The organism is Methyloversatilis sp. NSM2, assembly GCF_038066675.1.
In the GTDB taxonomy this organism is placed as follows: domain Bacteria; phylum Pseudomonadota; class Gammaproteobacteria; order Burkholderiales; family Rhodocyclaceae; genus Methyloversatilis; species Methyloversatilis discipulorum_A.
The window spans coordinates 114700-129467 of sequence record NZ_JBBUKV010000001.1 but is presented as its reverse complement, the minus strand read 5'-3'; the positions used below and the strand labels follow the sequence as shown (position 1 = coordinate 129467).

At 65.0% G+C, this 14768-nt stretch carries 12 protein-coding genes; 1 reads left to right on the top strand and 11 read right to left on the bottom strand.

Translation table 11 applies throughout. The features are described 5' to 3' along the window. Positions 1-35: 35 nt before the first annotated feature. The 11 genes from WJU27_RS00600 to WJU27_RS00550 all read right to left on the bottom strand — a co-directional run bounded on the left by WJU27_RS00600 (position 36) and on the right by WJU27_RS00550 (position 14012). Positions 36-2426 (bottom strand): methyl-accepting chemotaxis protein, encoded by a 2391-nt coding sequence (locus WJU27_RS00600; RefSeq protein ID WP_341420820.1) that lies wholly within the window; start codon positions 2424-2426, stop codon positions 36-38. A gap of 11 nt (positions 2427-2437) precedes the next feature. Further along, positions 2438-2947, bottom strand: a complete 510-nt coding sequence (locus WJU27_RS00595) for a chemotaxis protein CheW (RefSeq protein ID WP_341420818.1) — start codon at positions 2945-2947, stop codon at positions 2438-2440. A gap of 157 nt (positions 2948-3104) precedes the next feature. Continuing rightward, positions 3105-5303 carry a chemotaxis protein CheW gene (locus WJU27_RS00590; RefSeq protein WP_341420816.1) on the bottom strand — a complete coding sequence of 733 codons (2199 nt, stop codon included), beginning with the start codon at positions 5301-5303 and terminating at the stop codon, positions 3105-3107. Between the two features lie 31 nt (positions 5304-5334). Then, positions 5335-5700 carry a response regulator gene (locus WJU27_RS00585; protein ID WP_296812827.1) on the bottom strand — a complete coding sequence of 122 codons (366 nt, stop codon included), beginning with the start codon at positions 5698-5700 and terminating at the stop codon, positions 5335-5337. A 12-nt stretch (positions 5701-5712) separates the two neighbouring features. After that, positions 5713-6882: a methyl-accepting chemotaxis protein gene (locus WJU27_RS00580; protein ID WP_341420815.1), complete on the bottom strand. Its 1170-nt coding sequence runs from the start codon at positions 6880-6882 to the stop codon at positions 5713-5715. Between the two features lie 70 nt (positions 6883-6952). Continuing rightward, positions 6953-7900, bottom strand: a complete 948-nt coding sequence (gene motB, locus WJU27_RS00575) for a flagellar motor protein MotB (RefSeq protein WP_296812830.1) — start codon at positions 7898-7900, stop codon at positions 6953-6955. 47 nt (positions 7901-7947) lie between these two features. Further along, positions 7948-8805 (bottom strand): flagellar motor stator protein MotA, encoded by an 858-nt coding sequence (gene motA, locus WJU27_RS00570; RefSeq protein ID WP_019917262.1) that lies wholly within the window; start codon positions 8803-8805, stop codon positions 7948-7950. Between the two features lie 205 nt (positions 8806-9010). Next, positions 9011-9550, bottom strand: a complete 540-nt coding sequence (flhC, locus tag WJU27_RS00565; protein ID WP_019917261.1) for a flagellar transcriptional regulator FlhC — start codon at positions 9548-9550, stop codon at positions 9011-9013. Between the two features lie 17 nt (positions 9551-9567). Then, positions 9568-9885: a flagellar transcriptional regulator FlhD gene (flhD, locus tag WJU27_RS00560; protein ID WP_019917260.1), complete on the bottom strand. Its 318-nt coding sequence runs from the start codon at positions 9883-9885 to the stop codon at positions 9568-9570. Between the two features lie 219 nt (positions 9886-10104). Beyond that, positions 10105-11850: a putative bifunctional diguanylate cyclase/phosphodiesterase gene (locus WJU27_RS00555; RefSeq protein ID WP_341420814.1), complete on the bottom strand. Its 1746-nt coding sequence runs from the start codon at positions 11848-11850 to the stop codon at positions 10105-10107. Between the two features lie 218 nt (positions 11851-12068). Further along, the gene (locus WJU27_RS00550) at positions 12069-14012 is read right to left on the bottom strand and encodes a diguanylate cyclase (protein ID WP_341420813.1); all 1944 of its coding nucleotides are present in this window, start codon (positions 14010-14012) and stop codon (positions 12069-12071) included. Between the two features lie 201 nt (positions 14013-14213). Between WJU27_RS00550 and WJU27_RS00545 the strand changes: the two genes are divergently transcribed. Beyond that, entirely contained in the window at positions 14214-14753 is a 540-nt protein-coding gene (locus WJU27_RS00545; RefSeq protein WP_304002070.1) for an NUDIX hydrolase, read from the top strand. The last annotated feature ends 15 nt before the right edge of the window (positions 14754-14768 follow it).

The following is a 14768-nucleotide window of genomic DNA, read 5'->3' as shown; positions in this document are numbered from 1 at the left end:
TGCTGATCGATGTGTCGCGTGGTCTGGCCGCGCGTTCAGAACTCTTCCCATTCCTCTTCGGCGAAGGCCGCCTGCGCCGTCGGCGCAATGCGCTTGACCTTGCCCAGCGCACCGCCACGCGAACGCGGCAGCACCGGCTCGCTGTTCGCCGCCTCGCGCGCCGCCTCGAACGACGCGGTCACACGACCGCCTTCGTCCAGCTTGAACTGGCCCACCGCGCGCATCAGCGAACGCGCCTGCTCTTCCAGACTTTCCGCCGCCGCCGCCGCCTGTTCCACCAGCGCCGCGTTCTGCTGCGTGACGCCATCCATCTGGCTCACCGCCTGCGTCACCTGCGCAATCCCCGACGACTGTTCCTGGCTCGCCGACGCGATGTCCGTCACCAGACCCGTTACCTGACGGAAGCTGTCGACCACCTGCTCCATCGTCGCGCCCGCCTCGGCCACCAGCTTCGCGCCGCCATCGACACGCTCCACCGAGTCGGCGATCAGACCCTTGATCTCCTTCGCCGCCTGCGCGCTGCGCTGCGCAAGGTTGCGCACCTCGCTCGCCACCACCGCGAAGCCCCGACCCTGTTCGCCGGCTCGCGCCGCTTCCACCGCCGCGTTCAGCGCAAGGATGTTGGTCTGGAACGCGATCGAGTCGATCACGCCGATGATGTCCGCGATCTTCCGGCTCGAGTCCTGGATGTCCGACATTGTCAGCACCACCCGCTTCACCGTCTCCGCACCGCGCATCACCGCCTCGTTGCTCTGATGGCCCAGCTGGTTCGCCTTCTGCGCACTTTCCGCGTTCTGCTTCACCGTCGCGTTCAGCTCTTCCATCGAACTGGCCGTCTCTTCCAGCGAGCTCGCCTGCTCTTCGGTGCGCGAACTCAGGTCCGCATTGCCCGCCGCAATCTCCCGCGCCGCCGTGTTGATCGCTTCGGTCGAATCCTTGATCCGGCCCACCACTTCGCGCAGCTTGTCCACCGTCGTGTTCGTGTCGTCCTTCAGCTGGCCGAACAGGCCGCTGTAGTTGCGATCGATGCGCCGCGTCAGGTCGCCGCCCGATACACCGCTCAGTACCGCCGCCACGTCCGACAGGCTGACCGACACCTGTTCCACCAGACCATTGAGGCCCTCGGCCAGCTGGCGGAAGAAGCCCCGCTTGTCGTCGACCGACAGCCTTTGCGTGAAATCGCCCTGCCCTGCGGCCACCACCACGTCGGTCACCTGCCGCTCGATGGCCACCTCTTCTGTGCGGTCTATCCATTCGCCGACGGTGCCGATGCGCTCGCCGCCTTCGCCGATGATCGGCGTCGACACCAGGTCGAATACGTGATGACCGATCACCAGCTCGGCCTGATAGCCACCGCCCGCCGTCGTCCGCGAACTGCGCACGAACTCGGGATTGGTGCAGATGGCCGTGATGTTGCAGCCGATGAAGTTCTCCAGAGAGAAGCCGGGGATGTGACGACGCAGTTCGTCGGCGATGCGGGTCACCGTTCCATGCATCGCGCGGTTGGCGTACAGCACCTTGCCGTCGTTGTCGGCAATGCGCACATTGGTGGTGACGAAGTCGAGCGCGGTGCGCGCGCGCAGATTCTCCTCGGCGATGACCCGCTCGCGCTCCGCGCGCGCCTGCAGATCGGTGCGCATGCGCTCCAGCGCCGACATCAGCTGACCGACTTCATCCTGCGTGCCGGCGTCGATATGGCGGTCGAGCACGCCTGACGCGATCTCGTTAGCGTGACTGCCTGCAATGCGCAGGCGGCCGGCGATGCTGCGGCCGAGTCGCACGCCGATCACACCGATCACCGCGGCGATCAGCAGCGCGATCAGCGCGACACGGAGCGCTTCCTGCAGCACCAGCGCATTCACGTCATCGACATAGATGCCGGAGCCGACGATCCAGCCCCAGGGCTCGAACTGGCGCACATAGGACACCTTGTCCACCGGTTTGTCGGCACCCGGCCGCGGCCACTGGTAATCGACGAAGCCGGCGCCAGCCGCCTTGGCCACCGCGACGAATTCGACGAACAGCGCCTTGCCGTTCGGGTCCTTCGACCCGCTGAGATCCTTGCCGTCGAGTTCAGGCTTGGTCGGGTGCATGACCATGCGCGGACCGAAGTCGTTGATCCAGAAATAGTCCTCGCCGTTGTAGCGCATCGTGCGCAGCGTGTTCATCGCCTGCTTGCGCGCCTCCTCCTGCGTCAGTTCGCCGGACTGCGCGCGCATGTGGAAGGCATCGACGACGCCCCAGGCCGATTCGACCGCGAAGCGCGCGGCATTCTTGCGGTCCTCGATCATGGTGCTGCGCATGCCGGCCAGCAGTACCGCGGCCAGCAGCAGGATGCCGGCCAGGCTGGCGGCAACGATGACCATCAGTCGCTGCTGGACGGTCAGGCCGCGCGCGGCGGCGGGGGATGCGGAGTGGGAATCCATGTATGCCACCTTCAGTGAACCTGATCGTCGACCAACGCCATGTCGGCCGACAGCATGAGCTTTTCGATATCGACGACGATGAGCATGCGCTCGTCGATGGAGCCGAGACCGTGGATGTAGCGGGTGTCGAGGCTGGACGAGAATTCCGGCGCCGGCAGGATCTTCGACGATTCGAGCGCCAGCACGTCGGATACCGAATCGACCACCATGCCGACGACGCGACCGCCGACGTTGAGGATGATGGTGACCGTGAACGGGGTGTACTCGACGACGCCGACACCGAACTTGATGCGCAGGTCGACGATGGGAACGATGGTGCCGCGCAGATTGATCACACCCTTGATGAAGGGGGGGGCGTGCGCGATGCCGGTGACCGCGTCGTAGCCGCGGATCTCCTGCACCTTGAGGATATCGATTGCGTACTCTTCCTCACCCAGCGTGAAGGTGAGGTACTCCTGGGCGTAACTACCATCCGTGCCGTCGTCCGGCCGGTGCGACACCGCCTGCGCCGCTTGCATCATCGTGAACTCCCTCGCTGCGATTACTGAAGTTGTAACGGCATGCAAGACTGGCGCCTTGAGGCTGGGAAGCACCTAATTTTGCGGTGCGCAAGGCGGGAGAACGACGAGGACGCCCCCGCCCGACCACTGGCCGGCGGGGCATCGGGGGGGACGCGGATCAGGCCGCAGCGGCCAGACGCCCGCGTGCCGATTCGACCAGCGACGGCACGTCGAGAATGAGTCCGACGTGACCGTCGCCCATGATGGTGGCGCCGGAAATGCCAACCACCTTGCGGTAGTTCGCTTCCAGGCTCTTGATCACCACCTGGTGCTGACCGACCAGTTCATCGACGAACAGCGCGATCTTGTCGCCATCCGCCTCGAGCACGACCAGGATGCCGCGTTCGAGATCGGTGGTGCCGCCGGCGAGGCCGAGCGCGTCCTTCAGCGTCAGGATGTTCAGGTACTCGTTACGCACCTGCACCAGCCGCGGCTCGCCGCCGACGCTCTTGATCATCGCCGCGGTCGGCTGCAGCGATTCGACCACGTAGTTCAGCGGCACGATATACGTGTCAGCGCCGACCGCGACCGACATGCCGTCGAGGATGGCCAGCGTCAGCGGCAGGCGCACCGTCATGCGGGTGCCGACGCCGGTCATCGACTCGATGTCGACGCGACCACCCATCGCGGTGATGTTCTTCTTCACGACGTCCATGCCGACGCCGCGACCGGACACCTCGGTCACCTGGTCGGCGGTCGAGAAGCCTGCTTCGAAGATGAGCCCCCAGACGTCCTGGTCGCTCATGCCGTCGCTGACCGGCAGGCCGCGCTCGCGTGCCTTGGACAGGATGCGCTCGCGGTTCAGGCCGGCGCCGTCGTCACCGACTTCGATGACGATGTTGCCGCTCTGGTGCGAAGCCTTCAGCGTGATCGTGCCCTCGCGCGGCTTGCCGCGCGCCTCACGCACGTCCGGCGTCTCGATACCGTGATCCAGGCTGTTGCGCACCAGATGGGTGAGCGGATCGGCAATGCGCTCGATCAGCCCCTTGTCCAGCTCGGTCGATTCGCCGGCGAGCACCAGACGCACCTGCTTGCCCAGCTTCTGCGACAGGTCGCGCACCACGCGCGGAAAGCGCGAGAACACAGTGGACATCGGCATCATGCGGATGGACATGACCGATTCCTGCAGGTCGCGCGTATTGCGTTCGAGTTGCTGCACGCCATTCATCAGGCGCTCGAACTCGACCGGGTCGAGCTTCGCTGCAGCCGACGCCAGCATGGCCTGCGTGATCACCAGTTCGCCGACCAGATTGATGATCTGGTCGACCTTGTCGACGCCGACGCGGATGGAGGTGTCGCCACCCGTTGCCTTGGCGGTCCGCGTGGCCGCTGCAGGCTTTGCCAGCTCGGGCGCCCTGTCGACAGCCGGTGCGCCCGGCTTTGCCACCGGATGCGCGGCCAGCGGCAGCACCGCAGCGGATTCGGCCGGAAGCGGTTCGAACAGTCCGAAACTGTCGTCCGCCGCGGCCGTGGTCGGCACACCGGGTGCGGCGTCGAAGAAGCCGAAGCTGTCGTCCTGCGCATCCGCGGCAACAGGTGCCGGCGGATCGAAGAAGCCGTAGCTGCCGTCGCCGGCATCGCCTGCCGCGGCCGGCGTCGCATCGAACAGCCCCCACGCGTCATCGACAGCAGCAGCCGGTGCGGACGCCACTTCGCCTTCGGCGTAGCTGCCCGGGCTGGCGATGAACTCGACGATGTCGCGCACTGCGGCGGCGTCGACGCTGTCGCCCAGCAGGCACTGCCAGCGACCGGCGGCATCGATCGACACGTCGACGACGCGGCTGCCGAGCGCCTCGAGCTCGGCGCGCATGTTCTCCATCACACCGGCCGCATCGGCGCAGCTCTGCGGCAGCAGGAAACTGAAACGGAAACTGGACGGCAGTGCCGACGCCGGAACCGGCTGCGGATCCTCGTCAGCAACCGATACCGGATCGGTATACAGCCGCTTGATCGACGCACACACCTCGGCCACGCGTGCCATGTCGGCCGCGCCCTCGCCACGATGCGCCGCCACCAGGTCGCGCAGCAGGTCGCCCGCTTCGAGCGAGGCGTCGACCATCGCCGCCGTCATCACGACCTCGTGCTTGCGCACGCGGTCGAGCAGAGTTTCGAGTTCGTGCGTGACCTGAGCGAGGTCGTGAAAGCCGAAAGTACCCGCGCTGCCCTTGATCGAATGGGCGGCGCGGAAGATCGCGTTCATTTCTTCGTCATCGATGCTCTGCAGATCGATGTCGAGCAGCATCTGCTCCATGTTCGCCAGATGCTCCGCCGCTTCCTCGAAGAACACCTGATAGAACTGGCTCATGTCCACCGTCATGGACTGTCTCCCCGCGCCAGGTATGGGTGGATCAGCCGATGACCTTCTTCACCACCTCGACCAGCTTCTGCGGGTCGAAGGGCTTGACCAGCCAGCCGGTCGCACCGGCCGCACGCCCCTGGGCCTTCATCGCGTCGGACGATTCGGTGGTGAGCATCAGGATGGGCGTGGACTTGTACTGCGCCATGCTGCGCAGATTGCGGATCAGCGTCAGGCCGTCCATGCGCGGCATGTTCTGGTCGGTCAGCACCAGGTTGACCGACTTGGCCTTGGCCTTGTCCAGACCGTCCTGACCATCGACGGCCTCGATCACCTCGTATCCCGAGCTCTTCAGCGTGAATGCCACCATCTGACGGATCGACGCGGAATCGTCGATCGCAAGCACGGTTTTTGCCATGGTACTTCTCCTTCAGAACAGTTCTATTTCGCCTTCTTGGTAGGCCTTCTGGGCCACCGGATTCGTGCTGTCTACAACCGCCAGATGCGCCAGCGCGTCATCGACACGCTGTGCAAGTTCGGGTGATGCGTGGCCCAGCGCCGCCGCACGTGACAGTTCGCGCACGCTGCTGCATACGCCGTCGATCGCGTCGATGCGCTTCTGCACGTGGCCGATCAGCTGCGCGGTCATGTCCTGGAACTGCAGCGAGGTCACGGCGTGCGCCACCGCCTGATCCACACGCTCGACCGACGCGCCGAGGTCGACGATGGACTGCTGGCGACGTTGGTGCAGCATTTCGAGGCCGCGCACGACGGTTTCGACGCGCGTCTTCGACTCCAGCGCGAAGGTCATGTCCTGGGCGGCCATATGGGCCAGCGCGGACTCGGTCATCTTGACGTTGGCCTGCACGCGATCGACCAGGGTGACGATCTGCTGGCTGAAGTCGCTGGTGCGCGCAGACAGGTCGCGCACTTCGTCGGCCACCACCGCAAAGCCGCGACCGGCCTCGCCGGCGCGCGCTGCTTCGATCGCCGCATTCAGTGCGAGCAGATTGGTCTGTTTGGAAATGCCGCCGATCTCGCCGAGAAGTGCGCGCACGCCCTCGGTTTCGCGGGCGATACCCTCGGTCAGTTCGACCAGTTCCATGCCCAGCTTGCTGTTGTGGACCACGCTGTCGACGACGCGCTGCATGGTGCCGGAGGTTTCATCGACGAAGCGCGCGAAGTCGAACTGCTGACTGCCGTCGCCGCCGGTCAGCGCCATCGCCGTCTCGCGCTGGCTCGTTGTTTCACCATGCATGTTGTGGAAGCTCTGGGTGAGACCGGTGATCGCCTCACACAGCAGCTGCTGCACGCGCGTCAGTTCCTCGTTCATCCGGCTGCACTGGTCGTGAACCGAGTCGGCGCTGCCCACCACACGCTGGTGCGCAGCGTCGGGTTCGGCCCTGACGCTGTTCGCCACATCCGGCGCCTCCAGGCCCGTACGACCGGACAGCAGCACCGTCAGCGTCCACAGCATCGCGGCAGCGGCAACGGCCGCCAGCACGGGCAGCATGGACTGCGGCGCCAGCAGTGCGACGGTGCCCGCACATACTGCGGATCCGGTCCAGGCGGCAACAAGAGCGATCGGTTTTATTTTCATGGCATCGGGCATCGATGGGCAACGATACGGACTGACTTCGATTATTACGGCGGCACGGGGCGAAACTTGATCAGGGCGGCGTCACCGCGCCCGCCGCCCCGGCCACGTCCTCCACGTTGACCGAACGTCCGTCCGACAGCATTGCCTGCTCGGTGTCGCGGTTCAGCACGATGATGCTGATGCGACGGTTGATCGGGTTGAAAGGGTCGTCCTTGTCGAATGGAATGATGGAACTCATGCCGACCACCCGCAGCACCTTGTCCGGGTCCATGCCGCCGGCGATGAGTTCGCGTCGCGACGCGTTGGCGCGGTTGGACGACAGCTCCCAGTTCGAGAATCCGCCGATGCCGCCGGCGAAAGGCTTGGCATCGGTATGCCCGGACAGGAAAACGCGGTTGTCGACCTGGTTCAGGATGAGGCCGATCTCGCGCAGGATGACCTGGGTATAGGGCTGCAGCCGGTCACTGGCCGAGGCGAACATCGGCCGGTTCTGCTCATCGACGATCTGGATGCGCAGGCCTTCGGAGGTCACGTCCAGCATGAGCTGGTTGCGGAAGGGGCGCAGGTCGGGATTGGCTTCGATGCGCGCCTCGATCTGGCTCTTCAGCTCGATCAGCTTGACGCGTTCCTGGCGCTGCTGCTCGCGCTTCATCTCCTCGGACTTCTGGTCTTCGCTGCTGGCGCTGAGATTGATCGACCTTTGCTTGGTCTCGACCGCGCCATACTTCACCTGACCGGCCTGCCGCGTCAGGTCGCGCCCGCCACCCTGGATGACGCTCGAACTGTCGCCCGATCCGGAGCCGCCCTGCTGCGCCACCTTCAGCGGGTTCTCGAAGTACTCGGCGATCCCTTCGAGATCGCCCTGCGCGGTCGAGCCGAGCAGCCACATCAGCAGGAAGAAAGCCATCATCGCGGTCACGAAGTCGGCGTAGGCAATCTTCCATGCGCCACCGTGCGCACCGCCGCCGCCCTTCTTGATCTTCTTGACGATGATTGGCTGCTGGGTATCGTCGGACATGATTCAACCGGTGAATGAGGGAGTCAGTAGAAAGGGGCTGGGCCCGCTCACTTGCCCTTGCGGCTCTTCACTTCGTCCTCCAGCTCCTTGAAGCTGGGGCGGTCCGGCGAGTACAGCACCTTGCGGCCGAACTCGATCGCCACCTGCGGCGCGTAGCCGTTCATGCTGGCCAGCAGCACCACCTTCATGCACTCGTAGATCTTGCCGCCCTCTTCCATCTTCTGTTCGAGCTGGGACGCGATCGGCGCGACGAAGCCGTAGGAAAGCAGGATGCCGAGGAAGGTACCGACCAGCGCGCCGCCGATCATCTTGCCGAGCACCGCCGGCGGCTGGCCGACGGACCCCATCACGTTCACCACGCCCATCACCGCGACGACGATGCCGAAGGCCGGCACACCGTCGGCCATCTTCGACACGCAATGCACGGCGACATGCTGCTCGGAATGGTGGGTTTCGATCTCGGCGTCCATCAGGTCGGCGATCTCGAAGGCATTCAGGTTGCCGCCCACCATCATCCGCAGGTAGTCAGTCAGGAAATCCACCGCGTGGTGGTCGGCGAGGAAGTTGGGGTACTTGGAAAAGATCGGGCTGGATTCGGGATTCTCGACATCAGCCTCGATCGACATCAGCCCCTCCTTGCGCACCTTGGCGAGGATCTCGTAGAGCATGGCCAGCACATCGACGTAGAAGGCCTTGTTGTAGGACGAGCCCTTGAACACCGACGGCAGCGCTGCCACCGTCGCCTTGATTGCGGCCATGCCGTTGCCGGCCACGAAGCCGCCGATCATCAGACCGAAGATGGCGACGTATTCGGCGGGCACCCACAGCGCGGCAAGACTGCCGTGCAGAGCGTAGGTGCCAACCGAAGCGGCAAGGATGATCACGTAACCGATGATCAGAAACATGGAATTTCCCTGTGTATGACGGATGTTCGGGGCATCAATCAATGCGTGCCTGTTGGTCTAACGGCACCACCTCAGGAAACTTGACCAAGTCTGCTGCGCAGGTGAACAGCACCCGACGCACAAAAAAATGCCGCTGCGGGTTGCCCCGCAGCGGCGAGCTCCTTGCTCGCGCAAGGAGGAGGTCAGACAGGAGAGAGAAAACGGATCAGGCGGCGATCAGCGCCTCGCGGGCACGGCGCGTCTTGCCGGCGCGTGCGGGAATGTTGCACAGGCCGCAGACATAGCTGGCCTTCGGGTCGTAGGCATGCGCCACGAAGTGACCGCCGCAGCAGGTGCACTTGGTGTGCTGCAGCAGCTTGGCGTCGAAGAAGCGCACCAGCGTCCAGGCGCGGGTGAGACTCAGCACCTCTTCCATGTCGTGCGTCTGCACGTGTTCCTGGTAGAGCTTGAACGCCTTGACGATGCAGTCCAACTGGTTGAGACCGGTGTTCTGCTTGAAGAAGCTGAAGAAGGACATGAACAGCGAAGCGTGAATGTTCGGCTGCCAGGTCATGAACCAGTCGGTCGAGAAAGGCAGCATGCCCTTCGGCGGCGACACGCCCTTCACTTCCTTGTACAGCTTGAGCAGGCGCTCACGCGACAGATGGGTTTCGGCTTCCAGCAGCTGCAGGCGGGCGCCCAGCTGGATCAGGTTCACCGCCAGCGCGATTTCGCGACCTTCGGAAACGATGCTCTTGTTTTTCATGACCTTGACTCCCTGGCTCAGGAAACCGCTTCGACCGGCTGCGCGCAGGCCAGGATGGTCGCGTGCAGGTGGGAGGTCGATGCGTCACGACCGTGGCTGGACAACAGGCCGAGCAGGACGCGGTCGTCGAAACGCAGGCGGCACAGCATCATGTTGGCGCTGGCCATCTTCAGAACCTGTGCCGGGGACAGCGACTCGATCATGCCGGCGACTTCCTCGCTGACACCGAGGCGGAACATCGCAGCATCGCGATCCTCGCGGATCATCTGCTGAGCGAGCATCAGATAGGCGAGATTCAGTTCGCGAATCTCGTTGAGCAAGCCGGTCGTCTTCATGCCTCGATCCCTCCTTGGAGCAGGTGCAGAGTGCGCCTGTGTGTGGGATGCATTCTGCCGAGAGGGGCGCCAATGCCCAATCAGGGGCTGGCGAAACTTGCTGTACGAAGGGGCGAACGGAATCCTGTAAGAAAAATTCTTACATTTCGGACGTGTACGGGGAAGTGCCGCCCTGGAAATCCGGCGGACAGGGCAGGTAACGGCAGCGCCGGGAAAAACTTAAATCAAAAGTGAGCCGTCCAGGATGCGGGCGCGGAGCACTTCGGCATCCACCGGTCGCGAGAAGAAGTAGCCCTGGAAGCGGTCACACTGTTCGCGCATCAGGAAGCCCAGCTGTTCCGGCGTCTCCACGCCCTCCGCCACCGTGGTCAGGCGCAGGCTGCGGGCCAGCGCGATGATGACGCGGATGATGGCGGCGTCGTCCTCGTCCTCGTTGATGTCGCGGACAAAGGACTTGTCGATCTTGACGATGTCGATCGGAAAGCGCTTCAGGTAGGACAGCGAGGAGTAGCCGGTGCCGAAGTCGTCCATCGAGATGCGAACGCCCATGTTCTTCAGCGCCTTCAGCATGCCGATGGTGGTTTCCGCGTCCTTCATCAGCACCGATTCGGTGATTTCCAGCACCAGCTTGTCCGGCGGAAAACCGGTGTCCTCCAGCGTGGTACGCACGGTTTCGAGCAGCCGCGGCTGGGCGAACTGCACGGCAGACACATTGACCGACATGGACAGGTCGGTCATGCCCTGCTCGTGCCACTGCCGCCCTTGGCTGCACGCTTCGCGCATGACCCAGGCGCCGATTTCGACGATGAGTCCGGATTCGTCAGCCAGCGGAATGAAGCGGTCCGGCGACACGACGCCGCGCTGAGGATGCTTCCAGCGCAGCAGCGCCTCGACGCCGGATGGACGGCCAGTCAGGCCATTCATGATCGGCTGGTAGTTCAGGAACAGTTCGCCGCGCTGTACGGCGTGCCGCAGGTGCGTCTCCAGCACCAGCTTCTCGGCCGAGCTGGCGCTCATCTCGCGCGCGTAGAAACTCATGCCGTTGCCGCCGGAGCGCTTCGCGCTGGCCATCGCCGCTTCGGCATTCATGATCAGGGACTGCGCATCGTCGCCGTCGTCCGGCGTCATCGCCACGCCGACCGAAGCGGTCAGGAACAGTTCGAGGCCGTCCTTGATGATCGGTGTGGAAAAGGCGTCCATCAGCCGCTGCGCGAGTGCCGATGCCAGCGCACGCGTGGTGCAGGCCGGCGCGAACACGCAGAAGCGGTCACCGCTGAGGCGGGCGATCATCGCACCATCGCCGGCGCGCTCTATCAGCCGGCGCACCGCTTCACGCAGCACCGCATTGCCGGCTTCGTAGCCGAAGCTGGTGTTGATGCGCAGGAAGCGGTCGATATCCACCACCATCAGCGTGGCGTGGCTGGCTTCGACGCTGCGGCGGGCGGTGTCGAGCCAGTCGTCGATCTGGGCGCGCAGCAGGGTCTGGTTGGGCAGTGCCGACAGCGTGTCGAAGAAGGCCAGCGCATGGATGCGTGCATCCGCCGTCTGCACCGCGCGCCGCGTCTCGACGCCGCGCAGCTCGCGTTCGATCACCGGCACCAGACGGGCGATATTGCCCTTCTGGACGTAGTCGGCAACGCCGTTGCGCATGGCCGAGAAGGCCATGTGGTCGGAAATCTTGCCGGAGTAGATGATGAATGGAATGTCGCGCCCGCTGCGGCGCACGACCTCGAGCGCAGACGCCGAATCGAAGCCGGGCATGGCGTGGTCGGAAATGACCAGATCCCATTCGCGCTCTTCCAGCGCACGGGCAAGGTCGCCGGCGCTGTCGACGCGCTCGGAATACGTGTCGAGCCCGCGCGCGCTCAGTTGAGCGTTCAGCAGGAAGACATCGTCTTCATTGTCCTCGACCATCAATACCTTGATGGTTCTGAACCCTCCCATCTTGTCAGAGTGACGGTCCATCCACTTCATTCCGGGTCGTGAGCACGATCAACGGGATGAATGGACGGCAATATCTGCCGAAACTTGAGTGACGACTTTTGCCGGATGCGGGCAAAAGTCTCTCTTTACCCTTTCGGTTGAGGGGGGATTAGGACCTGTTCACCGTCCATTCCGCCATTTGGATCTAAGGTCTGTTGCCATTGAATCGGGGGCCGCGCGCGATTCAATGGCAACAGACCCTAGCCCGCCGCGTGTGCCCGGTTGCGTCCGGCACTCTTGGCCGCGACCAGCGCCTGGTCGGCGAATGTGAGCAGCGCATCGGCGTCCGGCATGGCCGGCAGGCGCTCGGCCACGCCGATGCTGATCGAACTGCTGAGGCGCAGTCGACCGGCCTGCACCGGCGCCGCGACGACGCCTGCGCACACGCGCTGCGCGCAGGCCATGGCCTGTTCGAGAGCGGTGTCCGGGCAGATGATGAGGAATTCGTCGCCGCCGGTGCGGCACACCACGTCCTGCGCGCGCATGCATTCACGGATCGCGCGTGCGGTCTGTTCAAGCACCTGGTCGGCGACGTCCCGACCGTAGGTTTCATTGATCTGGCGGAAGTGATCGATGTCGATCAGCAGGCAGGACAGCGGGCGCTCGCTGCGTTGCGCGATCGCCCATTCCTGAGCGATGCGGCTCATCGCGTAGCGGCGGTTCGGGAAGCCAGTCAGCGCGTCGGTCAGCGCGACCTCCTGCAGGCGGCGGTTGCTCACGCCCAGTTCGGCAGCGTAGCGGCGGATCTCCTCGCGCTCGCTCTCCAGTTCGCGCTGCATGCGCACCAGCCGCTGACCGGCGCGCAGCCGCGCCTCGAGCACGCGCGGCCGCAGCGGCTTCACCATGTAGTCATCGACGCCCGATTCGAAGGCCTCGATCAGGCGCTGATCCTCTTCGTGACTGGTGAGCAGGATGATGTAGATGTTGCGGCCCATGCGGGTCTGACGCAGCGTGCGCGTCAGTTCGAGGCCGTTCATCTGCGGCATCACCCAGTCGACCACCATGATCTGCGGCTGGAATTCCAGCGCCAGGTCCATGCCGCGCACGCCGTCCTCGGCCACCGCGACCTGATAGCCGCCGCGCACCAGCAAGGTCTGCAGCGTCAGCCGGGTGGACATGTCGTCCTCGACCACCAGCACCCGCAAGCCTTCGCTGCCCGGCGCGTCGTTGGCCGCCTGCTGCGCGGCCGGCGCTGGCGCAGCGGCGGGGACGGGCGGCGGAGCCGGCGCCAGGGTGTCGGCCAGTCCGTCCAGGCTGGGCAAGGCGTAGGCATCGACCGGCAGCATCTGCGACCAGTCCTTCCAGTCGAGGGCGACTTCCTCGCACAGCGCGGACACCTGCTCCGGCACCCACTCCATGCGTGCCGCCAGGGCACGTGCGGCATCAAGGCTCTGCGCCCGGCTGGCTTCGTCGGCCATGCAGGCGCTTTCGATGGCGCGGGCCAGGCCCAGTGCCATCGTCAGTCCGTATTCGCGCGAGCCCTGATCAACCGGCATGCTCAGCGCTGACTCGTGACCCAGTACCGCGGCAACGAAGAAGCGCGGCATGCCCCAGTCGAGCAGCATCGCCGCACTCAGTTCGACGTGGGTCATCGCGAACGCCTGGCGCTCCTGTTCGAGCAGGCAGGCCGCGTCACCGCGCGCCTCGTCGAGCACGCGCGAATACTGCACCGGGAACACGCTGGCCAGACCGAGGGCGCCGACGCCTGACAGCAGGCCGACGCTGAAGCTCTCCTCGACACCCGCGCTGCGCAGTCGCATGACGATCTTCTGCATCGCGATGGCGCGGATGACCGAACCGGTCCAGAAGCGCGTGTAGGGGAAACTGCGGCAAAGACCTTCGCCGTTGCTCGAGATCAGCGAGAAGCCCAGCGCCAGATTGCGTACGGCTGCCATGCCGAGCACCGCCAGCGCATCGCGCAACGCGACCACCGGGCGCGAGCCCTGCGGCAGCGTGCCGTTGGCTGCTCGCACAAGACGCCCGACCAGTGCGGGATCGCCCTGAATCAGCCGGGCCAGTTCAGCCAGCGAGGCGTCACCGCGCTGACTCATGCGGGCGATCGACAAGGCGATGCCCTTGGGCGACGGCAATTCGCCCGCGGCCTTTATTTCCTGGAAGCGGCGTGTATCGATCAGGTCATTCATTCGTGAATCCGGCTGCGCGACGATCCATCCGGCGAGGCGACGCGCACGTCACCACCCCGAATCAATCGGCATTGGCTTTCCTTACGGCCGGGGAGTCTCCCGACTTGAGGGCAGCGGCAAAAATCGGCGCCCCCTGCGCATCGGGCGGGCGCGGCGCTACACTCGCGAACTGCTCAGCAAACCGGCATTGCCACCCGAAACATGAAGTACTGCGCCCATTGCGGCAGCGAGGTCGAACTGCGCGTTCCGGCCGGCGACAACCGCCCGCGCCACGTCTGCCCGGCCTGCGGCAGCATTCATTATCAGAACCCGCGCATGGTGGTCGGCACGCTGCCCGTGTGGGAAGACAAGGTGATGCTGTGCCGGCGGGCGATCGAGCCGCGCCATGGCTACTGGACGCTGCCTGCCGGCTTCATGGAGAACGGTGAGAGCGCCGCCGAGGGCGCGATGCGCGAGACGCGTGAGGAGGCCTGCGCACGGGTCGAACTGCTGGCGCCCTACACAATGGTCAGCGTGCCCTTCATCGACCAGATCCACCTGCTGTTCCGCGCCCGGCTGCTCGATCTCGATTTCGCGCCGGGTACAGAATCACTGGAGGTGAAGCTGTTCGGCGAGGCCGACATCCCGTGGGACGAACTGGCGTTCCGCAGCGTGTCGCTCACCTTGCGCACCTTTTTCGAAGAGCGCCGGCAGGGCAGCTTCGGCGTCCATCACTTCACGCTGCCCGCAGCGGCCGGCTGAGCGCGCCTGCGCCGG

Coding starts and splice junctions, on each gene's coding strand:
- WJU27_RS00550 (WP_341420813.1), bottom strand. CDS start 14,012: ATGAATGACCTGATCGATACACGCCGCTTCCAGGAAATAAAGGCCGCG.
- WJU27_RS00555 (WP_341420814.1), bottom strand. CDS start 11,850: ATGGACCGTCACTCTGACAAGATGGGAGGGTTCAGAACCATCAAGGTA.
- WJU27_RS00545 (WP_304002070.1), top strand. CDS start 14,214: ATGAAGTACTGCGCCCATTGCGGCAGCGAGGTCGAACTGCGCGTTCCG.
- WJU27_RS00590 (WP_341420816.1), bottom strand. CDS start 5,303: ATGACGGTGGACATGAGCCAGTTCTATCAGGTGTTCTTCGAGGAAGCG.
- motB (WP_296812830.1), bottom strand. CDS start 7,900: ATGTCCGACGATACCCAGCAGCCAATCATCGTCAAGAAGATCAAGAAG.
- flhD (WP_019917260.1), bottom strand. CDS start 9,885: ATGAAGACGACCGGCTTGCTCAACGAGATTCGCGAACTGAATCTCGCC.
- flhC (WP_019917261.1), bottom strand. CDS start 9,550: ATGAAAAACAAGAGCATCGTTTCCGAAGGTCGCGAAATCGCGCTGGCG.
- WJU27_RS00580 (WP_341420815.1), bottom strand. CDS start 6,882: ATGAAAATAAAACCGATCGCTCTTGTTGCCGCCTGGACCGGATCCGCA.
- WJU27_RS00600 (WP_341420820.1), bottom strand. CDS start 2,426: ATGGATTCCCACTCCGCATCCCCCGCCGCCGCGCGCGGCCTGACCGTC.
- WJU27_RS00595 (WP_341420818.1), bottom strand. CDS start 2,947: ATGATGCAAGCGGCGCAGGCGGTGTCGCACCGGCCGGACGACGGCACG.
- WJU27_RS00585 (WP_296812827.1), bottom strand. CDS start 5,700: ATGGCAAAAACCGTGCTTGCGATCGACGATTCCGCGTCGATCCGTCAG.
- motA (WP_019917262.1), bottom strand. CDS start 8,805: ATGTTTCTGATCATCGGTTACGTGATCATCCTTGCCGCTTCGGTTGGC.